This window comes from Streptomyces endophyticus, from assembly GCF_035798155.1.
Taxonomy (GTDB): Bacteria; Actinomycetota; Actinomycetes; order Streptomycetales; family Streptomycetaceae; genus Streptomyces; species Streptomyces endophyticus.
This window is the reverse complement of record NZ_JAOZYC010000108.1, coordinates 1-17,695: the sequence shown is the minus strand read 5'-3', so window position 1 is coordinate 17,695 and position 17,695 is coordinate 1. Positions and strand designations below refer to the sequence as shown.

General features: G+C 70.8%; 15 protein-coding genes. 8 read left to right on the top strand and 7 right to left on the bottom strand.

Features of this window, described 5'->3' with window-relative positions; genetic code table 11:
- Positions 1 to 6: 6 nt before the first annotated feature.
- Positions 7 to 1,245 carry an NADH:flavin oxidoreductase gene (locus tag OKJ99_RS16210; RefSeq protein WP_326016926.1) on the top strand — a complete coding sequence of 413 codons (1,239 nt, stop codon included), beginning with the start codon at positions 7 to 9 and terminating at the stop codon, positions 1,243 to 1,245.
- A gap of 26 nt (positions 1,246 to 1,271) precedes the next feature.
- Here OKJ99_RS16210 and OKJ99_RS16205 read toward each other — a convergent pair whose 3' ends face one another.
- The 3 genes from OKJ99_RS16205 to OKJ99_RS16195 all read right to left on the bottom strand — a co-directional run bounded on the left by OKJ99_RS16205 (position 1,272) and on the right by OKJ99_RS16195 (position 3,673).
- Complete coding sequence (locus OKJ99_RS16205) at positions 1,272 to 1,925, bottom strand: dihydrofolate reductase family protein (RefSeq protein WP_326016925.1); 654 nt, start codon at positions 1,923 to 1,925, stop codon at positions 1,272 to 1,274.
- Between the two features lie 78 nt (positions 1,926 to 2,003).
- Entirely contained in the window at positions 2,004 to 2,729 is a 726-nt protein-coding gene (locus OKJ99_RS16200; RefSeq protein WP_326016924.1) for a hypothetical protein, read from the bottom strand.
- A gap of 149 nt (positions 2,730 to 2,878) precedes the next feature.
- The gene (locus OKJ99_RS16195; RefSeq protein ID WP_326016923.1) at positions 2,879 to 3,673 is read right to left on the bottom strand and encodes an SAM-dependent methyltransferase; all 795 of its coding nucleotides are present in this window, start codon (positions 3,671 to 3,673) and stop codon (positions 2,879 to 2,881) included.
- Positions 3,674 to 3,959: 286 nt separating this feature from the next.
- Between OKJ99_RS16195 and OKJ99_RS16190 the strand changes: the two genes are divergently transcribed.
- Both OKJ99_RS16190 and OKJ99_RS16185 read left to right on the top strand, forming a co-directional pair.
- A complete protein-coding gene (locus tag OKJ99_RS16190) occupies positions 3,960 to 4,685 on the top strand; it encodes a GntR family transcriptional regulator (protein WP_326016922.1) in 726 nt (241 codons plus the stop codon).
- A gap of 58 nt (positions 4,686 to 4,743) precedes the next feature.
- Entirely contained in the window at positions 4,744 to 5,505 is a 762-nt protein-coding gene (locus OKJ99_RS16185) for a sulfite exporter TauE/SafE family protein (RefSeq protein WP_326016921.1), read from the top strand.
- A gap of 192 nt (positions 5,506 to 5,697) precedes the next feature.
- On the opposite strand, the gene yicI is transcribed toward OKJ99_RS16185, so the two are convergent.
- Positions 5,698 to 7,926, bottom strand: coding sequence for an alpha-xylosidase (gene yicI, locus OKJ99_RS16180; protein ID WP_326016920.1), 2,229 nt, complete (start codon positions 7,924 to 7,926; stop codon positions 5,698 to 5,700).
- 356 nt (positions 7,927 to 8,282) lie between these two features.
- On the opposite strand from yicI, the gene OKJ99_RS16175 reads away from it, so the two are divergent.
- From OKJ99_RS16175 to OKJ99_RS16165, 3 genes are read left to right on the top strand one after another with little or no spacing between them, the layout of a single operon-like run.
- Entirely contained in the window at positions 8,283 to 9,524 is a 1,242-nt protein-coding gene (locus OKJ99_RS16175; protein ID WP_326017025.1) for an ABC transporter substrate-binding protein, read from the top strand.
- Positions 9,525 to 9,539: 15 nt separating this feature from the next.
- The gene (locus OKJ99_RS16170; protein WP_326016919.1) at positions 9,540 to 10,490 is read left to right on the top strand and encodes a carbohydrate ABC transporter permease; all 951 of its coding nucleotides are present in this window, start codon (positions 9,540 to 9,542) and stop codon (positions 10,488 to 10,490) included.
- A 5-nt stretch (positions 10,491 to 10,495) separates the two neighbouring features.
- Positions 10,496 to 11,320 (top strand): carbohydrate ABC transporter permease, encoded by an 825-nt coding sequence (locus OKJ99_RS16165; RefSeq protein ID WP_326016918.1) that lies wholly within the window; start codon positions 10,496 to 10,498, stop codon positions 11,318 to 11,320.
- A 71-nt stretch (positions 11,321 to 11,391) separates the two neighbouring features.
- Here the strand turns inward: OKJ99_RS16165 and OKJ99_RS16160 are convergent, their stop codons facing one another.
- Together OKJ99_RS16160 and OKJ99_RS16155 are read right to left on the bottom strand one after the other, a co-directional pair.
- Positions 11,392 to 12,912, bottom strand: a complete 1,521-nt coding sequence (locus tag OKJ99_RS16160) for a cellulose binding domain-containing protein (protein ID WP_326016917.1) — start codon at positions 12,910 to 12,912, stop codon at positions 11,392 to 11,394.
- Between the two features lie 141 nt (positions 12,913 to 13,053).
- Positions 13,054 to 14,499 carry an APC family permease gene (locus OKJ99_RS16155; RefSeq protein WP_326016916.1) on the bottom strand — a complete coding sequence of 482 codons (1,446 nt, stop codon included), beginning with the start codon at positions 14,497 to 14,499 and terminating at the stop codon, positions 13,054 to 13,056.
- 120 nt (positions 14,500 to 14,619) lie between these two features.
- Here OKJ99_RS16155 and OKJ99_RS16150 point away from each other — a divergent pair, with 120 nt between their 5' ends.
- Together OKJ99_RS16150 and OKJ99_RS16145 are read left to right on the top strand one after the other, a co-directional pair.
- Positions 14,620 to 15,198, top strand: coding sequence for a TetR/AcrR family transcriptional regulator (locus tag OKJ99_RS16150; RefSeq protein WP_326016915.1), 579 nt, complete (start codon positions 14,620 to 14,622; stop codon positions 15,196 to 15,198).
- 67 nt (positions 15,199 to 15,265) lie between these two features.
- Positions 15,266 to 17,218, top strand: coding sequence for an oxidoreductase (locus OKJ99_RS16145; protein ID WP_326016914.1), 1,953 nt, complete (start codon positions 15,266 to 15,268; stop codon positions 17,216 to 17,218).
- A gap of 21 nt (positions 17,219 to 17,239) precedes the next feature.
- Here the strand turns inward: OKJ99_RS16145 and OKJ99_RS16140 are convergent.
- The coding region (locus OKJ99_RS16140; RefSeq protein WP_326016913.1) for an AraC family transcriptional regulator at positions 17,240 to 17,695 on the bottom strand (456 nt) is incomplete at its 5' end.

Below are 17,695 nucleotides of genomic sequence, written 5' to 3'. Positions count from 1 at the left end.
ACAGCCATGAGCACAGCAGACTCCACCCGCGACACCACCGGCCCCGCACCCGACCTGCTCGCCCCCGCGCGCCTCGGCCCCCTCACCCTGCGCAACCGCGTGATCAAGGCGGCCACCTTCGAAGGTGTCACCCGGGACGCGCTGGTCAGCGACCGACTCATCGAGTACCACCGGCGACCCGCGGCCGGCGGCGTCGGCATGACCACCGTCGCGTACTGCGCCGTCGCCCCCGAGGGACGTACCGAACGCGACCAGATCCACATGCGGCCCGAGGCCGTACCCGGCCTGCGCCGACTCACCGAGGCCGTGCACGCGACGGGCGCCGCGATCTCCGCGCAGATCGGCCACGCGGGACCCGTCGCCGACCCCGTCTCCAACGGGCTGCCCGCGCTCGCGCCCAGCCGCTTCCTGAACCTGCAGTCCTTCCGCTTCGCCCGCCCGGCCACCCGCGAGGACATCGCGCGCGTCACCCGCGACCACGCCCGCGCGGCCCGCACCGCCGTCGAGGCCGGATTCGACGCGGTGGAGATCCACCTCGGCCACAACTACTTCGCCAGCTCCTTCCTCAGCCCGAAGCTCAACAAGCGCAAGGACGAGTACGGCGGCACCCTCGCCAACCGCGCCAAGGTCGCCCGGGGCGTGGCGCGCGCGGTCCGCGACGAGGTCGGCGACGAGATCGCGATCACCGCCAAGCTCAACATGGACGACGGTGTGTCCGGCGGCATCTGGCTCGACGAGAGCCTGCGCACCGCCGCCTGGCTGGAGGCCGACGGCAGCGTCGACGCCCTCGAACTCACCGCGGGCAGCTCCCTGCTGAACCCGATGTACCTGTTCCGCGGCGGCGCGCCCGTGCGCCAGTTCGCGGCGACGTTCCCCCAGCCCCAGCGGTTCGGCATCGAGCGCTTCGGAAGGAAGTTCATCCGCGCCTACCCCTACGAGGAGGCGTTCCTGCTCCCCTCGGCCCGCCAGTTCAGGGCCGCGCTGAAACTGCCGCTGATCCTGCTCGGCGGCATCGCGGACCGCGAGACCGCCGAACAGGCCATGACCGAGGGCTTCGAGTTCGTCGCGATGGGCCGCGCGCTGCTGCGCGAACCCGACCTCGTCAACCGCTTCGCCGAGGACCGCGCCGCGGACCGGCCCACGCACTCACTGTGCATCCACTGCAACCGCTGCATGCCCACCATCTACACCGGAACGCGGTGTGTCCTGATCGAGCCGGAACCCTTCCACGCGCGAGGCAACTGAGTACGTGACTCCACGCGCGCCGCGCGTCACTTCCGCCAGAACAAGTGGTGCCGCACCGCGCCCGTCGGGCTCGGCACGACATCGAGGTGGAAGCGGTCGAGGAGCTCGTCGGGGGAGTCCCAGAGCTTGGATCCCGAGCCGAGCGTGACGCCGTCCGCGACCGCCACGTGCAGCGTGTCGACGAGGTCCGCCTCAAGGAACTCGCGGACGACGGTGGCCCCGCCGCCCAGCCGGATGTCCTTGCCCTCAGCTGCCACCCTGGCCTGCTTGAGGACGGTGCCCGGGTCGGCGTCGACGAAGTGGAACGTGGTGTCCGAGAGTGTGATCGACGGGCGCGTGTGGTGGGTCATGACGAACACCGGGGTGTGGAACGGCGGCTCCTCGCCCCACCACCCGCGCCACTCGTGGTCCTGCCAGGGCCCGTGCTGGGGCCCGAACTTCCCGCGCCCCATGATCTCGGCGCCGATGTTGTGGGAGAAGTCCCGCGTCAGATAGTCGTCGATCCCGCGGGAGCCTCCCGGGTCCGTGCGAGTGGGCCAGCTCGCCGTGGCCCCGGCCCAGGCGAACATCTGCCCCGGGTCGGCGTGACCGAACGGCCGCTCCAGGCTCTGGCCCTGACCAGCGCCGAAACCGTCCGCGGACACGTTGAAATTCTGGACCTTCAGCAGTTGCTGTTTCACGGGGTTCCTCCTACGTGATCGACAACTGTGAGACTGCCACGGCGAACGAAACTCATCGCGCAGGTGCCGGGCGGGGTGTCACGCGGCGCCGTCCTTGGCTCCCGCCTTGCTGTCCACCGCCTTGTCAGCCCCGGTCTTGGTGTCCGCGGCTGCCTTCGCGGGCGTGCCGGTACCGGGCAGGGCGACGTAGAACACCGAGCGCTGCTGCCGGGTGCGCTCGGCGCGGGCCTTGGCGACCAGGGCCTCCAGCGTGTTGCGGACGACCTTGGTGCTGAACTCCCGCTTGGGGTGCGTCTTTTGCAGCGTCGAGGTGATCTCGGCGGCCGAGCGCGGGCTGGTCTCGGAGCCCAGCTGGGACACGATGAGCTCGACCAGCGTGGAGCCCTGCGGCTCGGTCTTCTCGGCGGCGGGGGCGGCGGGCTTGGTGGCTGCCGCGGCCTTGGCGGGCTTCGCGGACTTGGCCGCCTTCGCGGGGGCGGCGGGCGTCTCGCGGGTCTTCTTGGCCTGCGCGGGCTTCGCGGCCGTCGTGTCCCGTGCCTTCTGGCGCGGAACCTTGCCCGCCGCCTTGCCGGCCGTCTTCTCGGCGGCAGGCGCCGGGAGGGGCGGCAGGACGCCGCCGCTGCCGAGGGACTTCAGCATGCTCTCCAGCAGCGTGCGGTTCTCCTCGAGGGTGCCCAACTCGGCCTGCAGAGAGGAGATTTCCTCGCTGATCCGCTTCAGTTCGCTCTCGTTGTGCGCGATGTCGTCCTGGATCCGGTCCGCGTAACGGGACTTGAGTTCGGTCCGGGGCGTGGTGTCCGACATGGTGGCTCGCTTTCGTGGCAAGGAGTGATCCGTCGGTGTGTACGTGTGTGCTGTAGGGCCGGATGCTACTCACCCGGGTGCCCATTGCGTGGCACGTCAGCACAGATCGGTCTCCTTTTACGGTACGGGAGTTGGCGTGTTGACGCCGACTAGGGCTTGCGCCCGATGCCACCGAAGCTGCTGACGGGGTCCGGGAGTTCGCCCGCGTCACTCTCGGGGCGCCACTGAGAAACCGAGGTCAGACCCGGTTCGACCAGCTCAAGTCCCTCGAAGAAGCGGCCGATCTGCTCGGGCGTGCGATTGGTCCGCGGGTTGTCACTCGTGCTGTTCCACTGCTCGACCATCGCACGGGTGGCCTCGGGGTGGTACACCTCGGTGCTGTCGCACAGGACCAGGTGACTGCCGCCGGGCAGCGCGCTCTTGAGCTCCTCGACGATCGTGTAGGCGCGGTCGTCGGTGACATGGGCGACGACCCCGAGCAGCATCAGGGCGACGGGACGGCTGAAGTCCAGCGTGTCCGCGGCCTGCCGGAGGATGTCGGCGGGGTCGGTCAGATCGGCCTCGATGTAGTCGGTGGCTCCCTGCGGAGTGCTGGTCAGCAGGGCCTCCGCGTGCCGCAGCACGACCGGGTCGTGGTCGACGTACACGATGCGCGCCGTCGGGTCGTGGCGCTGCGCCACGTCGTGGGTGTTGTCGATGGTGGGCAGTCCGGTGCCGATGTCGAGGAACTGGTCGATGCCCACGTCCCGTACGAGGTGGGAGACGGTACGGGCGAGGAAGGCGCGCTGGGCCCGGGCCACGTGCACGATCTCCGCGTTGACCTGCTGAATGGCGTCGCCGACCTGGCGGTCGACCTCGTAGCAGTCCTTGCCGCCGAGCCAGTAGTTCCAGATGCGGGCCGAGTGCGGTGCTTCGCTGTCGATCAGCGGACGGTCCTGGGGCACGAGTCGCTCCGAAAGGTCGATGGGTCGCCGTGGATCATGCGTCAACCAGGGTATTCCATGCGGGAGTTGATGCGTCGGCGCGGTGCGGGGCCGCCCGGTGTGCGCGGCGGTGGCCGGGCCGGCGGGCGCGTGGTGGGTGTGACGCCGGCGACCGGCGTTGCCGCCGAGGGCTGCCGCTCCCTTGCAGGTCAGGCGTTTGTGCAGGTCGGACGGGGTGGCGTAACACCCGCGAAACATCACAGGGCGTACGGTCTGCCGTCACATGCACCACGGAGAAGGGACGGGCATGGAAGACCGTGACGGATCGCGGGCCGACCGGGCACGCCGCGTCGCCGACGTGCTGCGCCAGCGCATCGTCGACGGCGCGTACGAGGAGGTGCTGCCGGACGAGCGCACCCTCGGCCGGTCCCTCGGCGCCACCCGCAACGTCGTACGTGAGGCGCTGAACATGCTGCGGGACGAGGGTGTCGTCACCCGGCGGCGCGGCATCGGCACCCTGGTGACCGGGCAGAAGGCCGGGCACGGCCTCGCCCGACTGGTCGGTCTCGCCGAGGAGTTGACGGCGTACGGCACGGTCACCAACGAGGTGCGCGAGGCACGTGTCGTGCCGCACGCCCCACCCGCGATCACCCAGCGCCTCGGCCTCCCTGAGCGCTCCGAGGCGGTCTACATCGAGCGCCTGAGATCCCTCGACGCGGAGCCGCTCTCCCTGGACTCGACCTGGCTCGCCCCCGACATCGGCCGCCCGCTGCTCGACCGCCACCTCGCGGGCCGCGATCTGTTCGCGCTCATCGAGGAGACCAGCGGTACGCGGCTCGGCAGCGCCGAGGTGACCGTGCACGCCGTCACCGCGGACCCGGACACCGCGCGCCTGCTGGACGTGGCGGAGGGCGCCGCGCTCTTCACCATCGACCGGCTGACCCGGCTCGCGGACGGCCGCCCGGTCGACGCCGAGTCACTGCGGGTGCGCGCGGACCGGTTCGCCCTGCGGGCCGTCCTGCCGAGGGACTGAAGGAGCGGTACATGCGAAGCGAACGACCAAGAGACCGGCAGCGCCGGCGGGAGCGAACATGAATCTGGACACGACACACCTCGTCCTCCTGGCGGTGGCCGGGCTGCTCGGCGGCATCGGGATCACCGCCATCGGACCCGGCGGAGTGCTGCCCACGATCGGCCTGTTCCTGTTCTCGGGCCTCACGCCCGCGGGCGTGGCGGGCACCGCGATCGTCACCCACGTCGCCACGGGCCTGCTCGGCACGGCGGCGTACGCGCGCTCGGGCCAGCTCCGCGACCCCGGAACCCGGCGCTGCGCCGCCGCACTCGCGGGCGTCGCCCTCGTGGGAGCGCCGCTGGGCGTGCTGTGCAACACCCTGGTCGCGGGACGCGGCTTCGGGATCCTGCTGGCCTGCGCGGTCGTCGTGACCGGCATCCTGGTGTGGGTGCGCGACCGGCGCGCACCGGACGGCGCCGAGCGCGCGCACATCCCGCTGGGCCGCACCGTCCTGATCGGCTTCGTGGTCGCGGTCGTGGCGGGCCTCTTCGGGCTCGGCGGCCCCATGCTGAGCGTGCCACTGCTCGTGGTGGCCGGGCTGCCGGTCCTGTCGTCGCTGGCCGCGGCCCAGGCCCAGTCGATCGTGATCGCGAGCGTGGGCACGGTGGCGTATGTGCTGCACGGATCCGTCGACTGGCGGCTCGCGGCCCTGGTGGGCATCCCGGAGCTGGCCGGCGTACTCATCGGCTGGCGCATCGCCCACGCCCTCCCGGCCCGACGCCTGAAGTACGCCATGGTGGCCTTCCTCCTGGCGTCGGCACCGTTCCTGGCGCTGCACTAGGGCCTGTCGTCAAACTCCCGTCTGCGCCGCGACGTCTGGCACGCACGCTCGCGGCGTTGCCGAAAAGTCCGAGTAGCTCCGCTACTAGAACCTTCCGGCGCCTTGCGATCGCACGCACCAGACGCCGCGGCGCCGCCCTTCGGGCGACGACGGGAGTTTGACGACAGGCCCTAGGCAGGCCCCCGCCGGGCGTCAGAGGTTCCGCACCGTCACCTCGCCGCCACCGTGCCCCTCCGCGACCGTCGCCTCCCCGCGCGCGCCGTCCCGCACCACCCGGTACGTCGCGGCCACGCCTCCGTGCAGATCGGGCACCGTCACCGTCACATCCTGCGCGTCCGGGGTGGCCAGCAGCGTGAGCCCCGTGAGCCAGTCGCCGTCCGGGCGTGAGGCGTCCGCGCCCATCGGCAGGACCGCGCCAGGACGTACGTACAGCGGCAGGCTGTCGAAGCCGTGCCGTTCGCGCCGCCAGGCCGGGCCCTCGACCCGCTCGCCGGTGAGGAGATGGGTCCACGTGCCCTCGGGGACGTAGAACTCGACGTCGCCGTCCGCGGAGAACACCGGCGCCACCAGGAGGTCGGGGCCGAGCATGTACTGGCGGTCGAGGGCGCGCGCCGTGGGGTCGTCGGGGAAGTCGAGCAGCATCGGGCGCATCAGCGGCACGCCCGTCGTGTGCGCCTCGGCCGCGGCACCGTACAGATACGGCATCAGACGGTGCTTGAGGCGGGTGAAGCTCCTCGCCACGTTGACCGCTTCGTCGCCGAACTCCCACGGCACCCGGTACGAGGACGAGCCGTGCAGGCGGCTGTGGGAGGAGAGGAGACCGAAGGCCAGCCAGCGCTTGAAGACCGCCGCGTCGGGGGTGCCCTCGAAGCCGCCGATGTCGTGGGACCAGAAGCCGAAGCCGGACAGGGAGAGGGACAGGCCGCCGCGCAGCGACTCCGCCATCGCGCCGAACGAGGAGAAGCAGTCGCCGCCCCAGTGCACAGGAAACTGCTGCCCGCCCGCCGTTGCCGAACGGGCGAAGAGGACGGACTCGCCGCGGCCGCGCTCCTTCTCCAGCAGGTCGAAGACGACCTGGTTGTACAGGTGCGTGTAGTAGTTGTGCATGCGCTCCGGGTCGGAGCCGTCGTGCCAGACGACGTCGGTGGGGATGCGCTCGCCGAAGTCCGTCTTGAAGCAGTCGACACCCTGGTCGAGCAGCACCTTGAGCTTCGCGCGGAACCAGGCGCAGGCCTCCGGGTTCGTGAAGTCCACGAGCGCCATGCCCGCCTGCCACAGGTCCCACTGCCAGATGTCGCCGTTGGCCCGCTTCACCAAGTAGCCCTGCGCGGCGGCCTCTTCGAACAGCGCCGACTTCTGGGCGATGTACGGGTTGATCCACACGGAGACGCGCAGGCCGCGTTCCTTGAGGCGGGCCAGCATGCCCTCCGGATCGGGGAAGACCGCCGGGTCCCACTCGAAGTCCGACCACTGGTACTCGCGCATCCAGAAACAGTCGAAGTGGAAGACGCTCAGCGGGATGTCGCGCTCCGCCATCCCGTCGACGAACGACGTCACCGTCTCCTCGTCGTACTGGGTGGTGAACGACGTCGTCAGCCACAGGCCGAAGGACCACGCGGGCGGCAGCGCCGGGCGGCCGGTGAGCGCGGTGTAGCGGCGCAGCACGTCCTTGGGGGTGGGGCCGGCGACGACGTAGTACTCGACCGACTGGTCCTCGACGCTGAACTGCATCTGGCCGACCGACTCGGAGCCGATCTCGTAACTGACCCTTCCCGGGTGCGCGACGAACACGCCGTAGGCGCCCGCGGGGGAGACGTGCAGGCTGAACGGGACGTTCTTGTAGGCCTGTTCGCTGCTCGTGCCGCCGTCGGCCTGCCACATGTCGACGACCTGGCCGTTCCTGACGAACGGGGTGAAGCGCTCGCCGAGGCCGTAGACCTGCTCGCCGACGCCGAGTGACAGCTGCGCGGCCATGTGGTGCGCCCCGTCGCCCGTGTGGAAGAAGGCGGTGCCCTTGCGGCCCGAGGAAGTGACCTCGCGGCCGTCGGCATCACGGAAGGACAACTGCCAGGGCGCCGCCTCGTCGAGGCACACGGACAGCGGCCCGCTGGACAGTTCGACCCGGGTGCCGTCGCGGCGCACCGCACCCGTGCCGGCGTCCTCTCCGGGCAGCAGGAAGTCGGGACCCAGGCGCCGCTTTCCCGCGTGGTGGGTGACGCGGACCCCGATGACGCCCTCGGCGGGGGTGAAGCAATCGACGGTCAGCAAGGGGGAGTTGAGGGTGTCGCCGCGCCGCTCGATCCGCTGGGCCGCCGCGAACGCGGTGAAGCGGTCGGCGTCGACGCGGACGTCACGGACCTCGGTGGCGTACGAGGCCTCGACCCCGTCGCGCATCAGCCAGAAGCCGTCGGTGAACTTCATCATCTTCCTCGGGGTGGGCAATGTGCGGGGGCAAGGCGCCTCTACACCGCATTTGAGCTCACGCGCATCGAAAGATCAAGAGGTCGAGACCCGGAATCATCGAAGCGCTTCGATTCGATCACAGCGTGGTGTAGCAGGCTGTGCACGAGTAATGAAGTCGGCCGCAAGGTCTGGTGTCGAAGCGCTTGATGACGTATTAGTCATGGCGGAAAACAAAAACGCGCTCTGCGCGTGCGGCGCGGGCCGGAGCCGCAGCGCGCGATGCGAACACCTCGCCGGGACACGGGAGTTCCGCCGGGGCCGGCCACCCCTTCAAGGCTTGGGTATCCACCGTGACAGCAGCACTTCCACCGGACGTGCCGCGCCCCCGGCGCGGCCGCCGCGGCCGAAGCACCACCGCGGCACTCACCGCCTGTTCCGCACTCGTCGCCGGTGCGGCGCTCACCGGCTGCGGCGCGGGACGCGACCCCGGTGTCTTCACCGTTCTCAACTCCTCGACCGACGCCTCCTACCACGGCTGGGACGCCGCCACGCTGAAGCGCTGCAGCGCAGAGCTGGGCCTCACCATCGAGCAGCAGAGCGTGCCCGCCGCACAGGTCATGCAGAAGTCGCTGCGCATGGCCTCGTCGAAGTCGCTCCCCGACGTCATCCAGTTCGACGCCTCCGAGATGCCGACGTTCGCGGAGGCGGGCGGCCTGGTCGACCTGCGCTCCCTGGACCTGTCCACGAAGGACATCCCGAAGGGCATCGTCGACTTCGGCTCGTACAAGGGGACGTACTACGGGGCCGCACGCACGGTGAACACCCTCGCCCTCTTCTACAACAAGGACATCCTGAAGAAGGCCGGGCTCGACGTACCCACCACCTGGGACGAGATGCGGCAGAGCGCCAAGAAGCTCACCCGGGGCAGCCAGTACGGCATCGCGCTGAGCGCGGGCGGCGCGGAGGACGGTGTCTTCCAGTTCGCGCCGTTCATGTGGTCCAACGGCGGCGACGAGACGGACCTCGCCGGGCCGAAGGTCGCGGGCGCCCTCGACTACTGGAAGGGCCTCATCAAGGACCGCTCGCTGTCCAGGTCGACCGTCAACTGGACGCAGGCCGACGTCAACGACCAGTTCATGGCAGGCAACGCCGCGATGATGATCAACGGCCCGTGGCAGGTGGAGACGCTGAACACCAAGAAGAACCTGCACTGGGGCATCGCCCAGATCCCGGTCCCGAACACGGGCGACGCATCCGTCGGCCCACTCGGCGGCGCCGTCCTCACCGTCCCCAAGACCGAGGACACCGGGCGCCAGAAGACCGCGGCAAAGATCATCCGATGTATGTCCTCCGAGCGCGAGCAGATCACCTACGCCCGCAACAGCTGGATGGTCCCGGCCAACGAGAAGGCCGCCGCGACCTGGCGCAAGGAAGTGCCCGAACTCGACGCGCTCGCCGACCAGGTGGCCACCGCCCGCTCCCGCACCGCGAAGGTCGGAGCGCGCTGGTCGTCCGTGTCGCTCGCCCTCCAGAGCGCCTTCCAGTCGGCGCTGACCGGGCAGTCCAGCGAGGCCGCGCTGAAGAAGGCGCAGAGCCGCGCCACGAGCGGGAACTGAGGGGGACTCACCACCATGTCGACCACCACGGCCACCGCACCCGCCGTCCAGCGCACGGCAGTTCAGAAGAGGACCGACCCGGCACGCGCGCGCCGCCGCCGCAGACTGGGCCAGTGGGGATTCATCGCCCCCGCCGTCGTCTTCATGCTGCTGTTCTTCGGCTACCCGCTCGTCCGCAACGTCGTGATGAGCTTCCAGGACTTCTCGCCGTCCACGTTCTTCGACGGCAAGTCCCCCTTCAACGGTGCCGACAACTGGAGCAAGGTCTTCCACGACGACCTCTTCGGCAAGGCGCTGTGGCACACCATCGTCTTCACGATCGGCTCGCTGATCGGCCAGTTCGGCATCGGCCTGGCCCTCGCCGCCTTCTTCACCAAGCGGTTCCCGCTGAACGGGTTCCTGCGCTCGCTGATCCTGCTGCCCTGGCTTGTCCCCATGGTCGTCTCGGGCATCGTGTGGCGCCGCATCCTCGACCAGGACACGGGCGTCCTCAACTCCTTCGCCGAAGTGATCGGACTCGGAGGCCACACCCCCTGGCTGACCAGCCCCGGCATGGCCCTGTTCTCCGTGATCATGGTGAACATCTGGATCGGCATCCCGTTCAACATGGTGATCCTCTACGGCGGACTCCAGGAGATCCCCAAGGAGCTGTACGAGGCGTCCTCCCTGGACGGCGCGTCCGCCTGGCGCACCTTCCGCTCGATCACACTGCCGCTGCTCAAGCCCGTCATCACGGTCGTGCTCGTCCTGGGCTTCATGTCGACGGTCAAGATCCTCGACCTGATCCTCGCCCTCACCGACGGCGGCCCCGCGGACTCCACCCAGACGCTCGGCACCCTCACGTACCAGAACTCCTTCGTCCAGCTCGACTTCGGCGCGGGCGCCGTCGTCGGCAACGTCCTCATCCTCATCTCCGCCGTCTTCGCGGTGTTCTACCTGCGGGCCAACCGCTCCGAGGGGAAGTGACCGGCATGGCCGACGCCACCACCACGTCCGGGCGCCGCTGGGGCGCCACCGTCGCCGGGATCGTCATCCTCGGCGTGATGCTGTTCCCGCTGTACTGGATGATCAACACGGCGCTGCAGCCGGAGTCGGGTCTGCTCGAAGTCTCGCCCGTGCCGGACTCGTTGGACCTGTCCGGCTTCACCTCCGCGATCAGCGAGCAGGGCGGCCACCTGCTCACCTCGCTCGCGGTCGCGCTCGGCGCCGTCGCCATCTGCCTGGCCGTCGCCGCGCCCGCCGCGTACGGGCTCGCCCAGTTCCGGCTGCGCGGCAGCCGCACCATCGTCTTCGGCACCCTCATCACGCAGATGGTGCCGGGCATCGTCATCGCCAACGCCCTGTACAGCGCGTACGTCGATCTCGGCCTGGTCAACTCCTACTTCGGCCTGATGCTCGCCGACGCCTCGCTCGGCATCCCTTTCGCCATCGTCCTCATGCGCTCCTTCATGGTGTCGATCCCGAAGGAGGTCATCGAGGCGGCCGAGGCCGACGGCGCGGGCAAGCTGCGCACCTTCGTCCAGGTCGTGCTGCCGATGAGCCGCAACTCCCTGATCACGGCCGGCCTCTTCTCCTTCCTGTACGCGTGGAGCGACTTCATGTTCGCGCTCACGCTGAACACCACCGACGAGGTCAAGCCCGTCACGCTCGGCATCTACCAGTACATCGGCGCGCACGTCGGCGACTGGGGCTCCGTCATGGCCGCGTCCGTCCTGTCGGCGATCCCGGCCGCCGTGCTGCTCGTCCTCGCCCAGAAGTACATCGCCGCGGGGATCACCGGGGGGTCCATCAAGTAGGGCGACTTCGGGCGGGTACGCCCCGGTCGACAGCGCGCGAGCCGCCGGACCGAGAGCGAGCGGCGGCTTCGTCAGCGAGTGTGTGCCGTGAACGCCTTCATGAACCCGTCGGCCGACTGGCCCACCCCGCTGCACGTCGCCGCCGCCGGGCCGCCCGGGCCGTCGGGGCACGCCCGGTCGCGGGTCGCCGACCACAGGGAGAGCCAGGCCATGCCCTTGGACTTGGCGAACGTGCCGAGCTCGGCGGCGTCGGAGAGCGTGAAGACCTCTTCGTCGATGTCGTTGACACCGATCATCGGGGTGACGGCGACGCGGTTCCACACCGCGCTGTCCGAGCCGCCGATGATGGCCTTCAGCTGGGCATGGGTGGACTCGGCGGTGTCGATGGCGTACTTGCCCATCCGGCCGCGCGGGTGGGGCGCGGGGGAGGAGCCGAAGTTCATGGCCATGGCGTTGACGGAGCCGATGTCGACGCCATGCTTCTTGGCGTTGCGCAGCAGGGTGAGGCCGTCGGCGGTGATGCCGCGGGGCAGTGCCGGCAGCGTGAACGACACGTCCAGGCCGGGGTGTTGGCGCTGCAGCGCCGCGACGACCCGGTTGCGCCGGTCCACGCTCGCGCGGTCGGTCAACGCGTCGCCCTCGATGTCGAAGTCGACCTTGGTCAGCTTGTAGCGGTCGATGACCTGCTCGTACGCGGAGGTGAGTCGTGACGCCGACGTGCAGGTGCGGGCGAGTTCGTTGCCGCTCTGCCCGCCGAAGGAGACACGTACGTCGCCGCCCGCGGAGCGCAGTGCCCCGATCCTGGCGGCGACCGGGTCGCTGTCGAGCGTCGACTTGCCCCACTGCGGGGTGCAGTCGCCCTTGGGCTTCACGAAGGCGAGGGTGTAGTTCTTCACGCCCGTACGGTGGGCGGCCCGCGTCAGGTCGAAGGCGGGGGAGAGGGAGGTGTCGACGTACGGGGCGAACGAGACCGGCCTCGGCGGGGCCGTGGAGTGTGTCGGTTTCGGCTTTGGTGTGTGCTTCTTCGGCGGCGGGGTGTCCTTGCCGGGGCTCGGAGCGGGGATCGCGCCGATCGTGCACGGGGCGCCGTCGACGGAGCAGTCGGTGGGGCGCGCGCCGGACGTCGAGCGGGCCTTGAGGGTGAGGGTGACCGACTCCCCGGCGGCGAGCGGGGCGTCGCCCCGGCGGGCCTCGGCGGTCACATGCCGGCCCTGCACCGCGTAGTGGGCGTGCGACAGCGAGGAGAGGGTTGCGTTCTTCGGCAGCGTGAAGGACAACTTCCAGTCGGAGGACGCGGATTCGCTGCCGTTGTGGATCACGTAGCGGCCGGTGAAGGCGCTCTGCGAGGTGGCCGTGCCCTGGTAGCGGGCGGTCAGCGACGCCGGTTCGTCGCCGCCCGTGGCCAGCAGGACGCCGCCCACCGTGGCCGCGACCAGTACCGCGCCACCGGCCACGAACGCACCGGTGCGGCGGCCGGCCAGGGCGCCTCGCGTACGCTCCCTGCCGCCGGACGCGCGCGCGGACAGCCACGCGGCGGGCGAGGTGCGCGGCTTGCGCCGCTTTCCGGCGGGGCCTCGGGGCGGGGGCGCCATGCGGGTCCTTCACAATCGGGTGCGGGGCACGGCCGAACATCGTAGGCGCTGTGGTCGCCGTGTGCCCGCCCGGTGCGCGCCGCGCACAACTCGCCCCGTCCTACTGTGAGTTACCCGACCCGGCATGTGTGATGTGTCGGGTCACTTGGTGCGAATCGGTTCGTCTGTGCGCGACACCGGCATGTCCGGCGTCTCGATGCGCCAGGCGATGGGGCGACGGTCCTGCACCAGGCAGCGATACCCGTACAGACCCACGGAGATGAGGAGGATGGCGACACCGACCAGCGTGTCCCCGATCCCGCCGTACCCCGCGAGCGAGGGATGTGTCACACCGATGGCGACCACGAAGACGTTCAGAGCGAGCAGCCCCCACGCCACGGGGATCCAGGCACGCCGCCGGCGGATCGGCCGGGTCCAGTTCGGGCGGTCGCGGCGCAGCAGCAGGAACGCGGCGATGGCGAGCGTGACGGCCGTCAGATAGCCGAAGTTGCTGGCCAGCAGGATGCTCAGGGGCTCGCCGAGCAGCAGCACGATCGCGGCGTTGACCACGGCGTCCAGCGTGAGCGCGCGACCGGGCACGCCCCAGCGGTTGAGCCGGTCCAACTGGCGCAGCGTCATGCCCTCGCGGGCGAGCCCGTACAGCGCGCGCCCGCCGTCGGCCGTCGTGGCGACCATGCCCAGGAACATCGAGACCACGAGAATGCCCACCCCGAGAGGGGCCATGCCACCCAGCGCCTTCTCGAAGGCGAGCGCGAAGGCGCCCACCGGGTCGGCCGCGATGGCCTTCTCGCCGACCGACCCCGTCATCGCGAGCGGCACGACGAGGAACAGCCCCAGGGACACGAGCGAGGTGGCGCGCAGCGCCTTGGCGGTGTCGCGCACGGTGTCGCGGTACTCCGGCGCGAAGGAGGCGCAGATCTCCGTCCCGTACGTCGTCCAGCACGTCACGTAGTACCAGACCACGATGGTCATCCAGGACCCGCCGTGGAACCACGTCAGCCGGTCGACGTCCCAGCTCGCCGAGCGCACGAGCGGAGCCGCGACGACCACGACCAGACCGCACAGGACCACCGCGCTGACCACCTTGCTGGTGACGGCGGTCAGGCGCGCCCCGAAGTAGTTGCAGGCCCAGCCGGCGGCGATGGCGAGGACCGCGATCATCTCGGTGCCGCCGACCTCGTGGCCCAGCAGCGGGAACGACGGCAGGCCGGGCAGCCACTGCGTGGTGACGAGGGTGCCGATGGCCGCGCCGTTCACGGCGATGCTGAACGACCAGCCGATCCAGTAGCCGAAGGAGGCCACGGCCCCCAGCGGGGCGAAGTAGCGCTTCCAGCCCTCGATCGCGTACCGGCTGACACCACCGGACATGCCGGGGAACATCGCGGCGGTCTCGGAGAACAGCATGTTCTGCAGCAGGCCGACGAGCGCGCCGCCCACCCAGATGGCGATCGCCGTCCACGCTCCGATCGCGCCGATCGCGTAGCCCACCGTCAGGAGCAGGCCGTTCGGGATGACGAGGGCGATCGCGAAACCGTCGCGCCAGGTGAGCGTCTTGCGCAGCGACTCTGAAGCGTTGTGCCCGTCCAAGAGGACCACCTCTGAGGGAAGTTGGGGAGGCGAGGACTGTGCGGCAGCTCACAATAATGCGTTATTATTCTGTGGCAAGGTGTGGGGCACAGTGATATTCGTGAACGTCGGGGAGGGCCTGTGGTCGACCGTGAGGATGTGTTGCGGGCGGCGGCCCGCGTGCTGGCCGAACGCGGCCTGGACGCCGCCCGGTTGCGGGATGTCGCCCGCGCCGCGGGTGTCTCCATCGGCGCGCTGCAACATCACTTCGACACGCGCGACGAGCTGTTCCGTGAGGCCTTCGAGTGGTCCATCGAGCAGCTGATCGCCCGCTGGCGCGCCTCGGCGGCGGACGAACCGGACCCGTGGCACCGCTTCGAGCTGCTCGTCCAAGCCCTCACCGGCGACCCGGAGTTGGAGCGCCGGTGTGCGACATGGACGGAGTTCTGCGCGAGCGCCGCCCGTCACCCCGGGCTGCGCGACGGGGTGCGGTCCGTGCACGAGGAGTGGCTCGCGCTGCTGACCGGCATCGTCGAAGACGGCGTCGCCCAGGGGTACTTCGTGCCCGTGCTCCCCGTGGATACGGTGATCGCCTCCGTCGCCGCGCTGGTCGACGGCTGCGACATGGCAGTGGCGGCCGGGGGCGGCATGACGCCGCAGCGGTACGCGGATCTGCTGCTCGGCACGGCCCGCGCGCTGTTCGGCGTCCGGACGCGGTGAGCAGTGAACAGGGCGTAACAGCAAGGTAGTTGGAGCGCGCCGCGGTGCGCCGGGACGGAGAAGCCGCATGGAGTCGCAGTCGCAGTTCCCGCATCTGTTCAGCCCGCTGCGGATCGGAGGCGTACGGGTGAAGAACCGTGTCGTGTCATCCGGGCACGACACCGTCCTGGTCCGCGACGGCAAGGTCACCGACGAGCTCGTCGCCTACCACGCGGCGCGCGCCGAGGGCGGCGTGGGCCTGATCGTCGTACAGGTCGGCGGCGTGCACGAGAGCGCGCACTACACCTCACACGTCCTCATGGCCGACGACGACGCGTGCGTCGAGGGATACGCCCGCCTCGCCGAGGCCGCGCACCGGCACGGCGCCACCGTCTTCGGCCAGATCTTCCACCCGGGCCGCGAGATCCTGGAGTCACCCGACGGCAGCGCACCCGTCGCCTGGGCACCCTCGGCCGTGCCCAGCGAGCGCTTCCATGTGATGCCGCGCGCGATGACCGGCGAGGAGATCACCGAGGTGATCGAGGGCTACGGGGAGGCGGCACGCCGGTTGCGCGCCGCGGGCCTTGACGGCGTCGAAGTCGTCGCGAGCCACGGCTACTTGCCCGCCCAGTTCCTCAACCCGCAGGTCAACCAGCGCACCGACGGCTACGGCGGCAGCGCGGACGCCCGACTGCGCTTCCTGCGCGAATCCCTCGCGGCCGCACGCCGGCACGCCGCCGACGACTTCGTCATCGGCCTGCGCATCTCCGGCGACGAACTCGCCCACGACGGGCTCACCCCGGAGCTGGTGTGCGACGTCGCCGCCCGGCTCGACGCGGAAGGACTCGTCGACTACGTGTCCGTGTGCGCCGGGAGCTCGGCGACACTGTCGGCAGCCCAGCACATCGCGCCGCCCATGGCCCATGCGGCCGGCTACACCGCACCGATGGCCGCCCGCGTACGGGAGGTGGTGGGCGTGCCGGTCATGGTCGCGGGCCGCATCAACCAGCCCCAGGAAGCGGACACCATCATCGCCAAGGGCCAGGCCGACGCCTGCGCCATGACCCGCGCCCTGATCTGCGACCCCCGCATGCCCGGCAAGGCCGAACGCGGTGACACCGAGGAGATCCGCGCCTGCATCGGCTGCAACCAGGCCTGCATCGGCCACTTCCAGTCGGGCCACCCCATCTCCTGCATCCAACACCCGGAAACCGGTCGCGAGTTGCGCTTCGGCACCCTGCCGCTGATCACCCGGCGCAAGCGCGTCGTGGTCGTCGGAGGCGGCCCGGCGGGCCTGAAGGCGGCGGCGGTCGCGGCGGGGCGCGGACACGACGTGACCCTGTACGAGGCCGGCCGACGCCCCGGCGGCCAGGTCCTGCTCGCCCAGGAACTGCCCGGCCGGGCGGAGTTCGGGGGAGCGGCCACCAACCTGGAGGGCGAGGCACGGCGTGCCGGGGCCCGCATCGTCACCGACACCCGCGTCGACCACGCACTCCTGGCCGACGCCGCCCCCGACGCGGTGATCCTGGCGACCGGCGCGACACCACTGCGCCCCGAACTGGAGCGCCTGGACGACCCGGTCGTCCTCGACGCCTGGCAGGTCATCCAGGGGGCCCGCACCCCGCGCGGCCGCATCCTCGTCGCGGACTGGCGCGGCGACTGGGTCGGCCTGGGCGTGGCACTCCTCCTGGCCCAGCAGGGCCGCCGTGTGACCCTGGGCGTCACGGGCTTCGCCGCGGGCGAGCACCTGCAGCAGTACGTGCGCGCGGCCATGCTCACGGCGGCGGTGCGCGCGAAGATCGAGGTCGTCCCCAACGTCCGCCTCTACGGCGCCGACAACGACACGGCCTACCTCCAGCACACCCTCACGGAGGAGCCCGTGGTCCTCGACGACATCGCGGCCGTCGTCCTGGCCCAGGGCCACACCCCCGTCACGGACCTCACGGACCACCCGGGCGCTGTGCCGATCGGCGACTGCGTGAGTCCACGGTCGGTGGAGGAGGCGGTGCTGGAGGGGCTGCGGGCGGGGGCGTCGGTGTGAGGGGCGGCGAGGCGGGCCGGTTCACTCGGGCAGTGTCACCGAAGCGCCCGCCCGGTACCCGCTCGGCGGCACCCCGAAGCGCTCCCGGAAGGCCCGGCTGAAGTGGAAGGGGCTCGCGAAGCCCGAGGCCCGCGCGACCTGGCCGATGTCCAGGTCGGTGGCGTCCAGGAGCCGCTGCGCGTGGCCGAGGCGCGCGGCGCGCACGGCCTGCATCGGCGTACGGCCGGTCTGCTCGGCGTAGAGGTGCGCGAACCGTGAGGGCGACAGGGTGACTTGGCGCGCGAGGGAGCGGACCGTGTGCGGGCCGCCGGGGTCCGCGGCGATGATCGCGTCGGCCTGTCGCATGCGTGGATCGTGCGGCGCCGCGGCGGCCCGGCCCGCGGCGGCGGTGGACCCGGTGGCCAGGAGCAGCACCTCCTCGATCGCGCCGAGCGCCAGCTCCCGGCCGGGCCCGGCGGAGGCGATCGCGATGCCCGC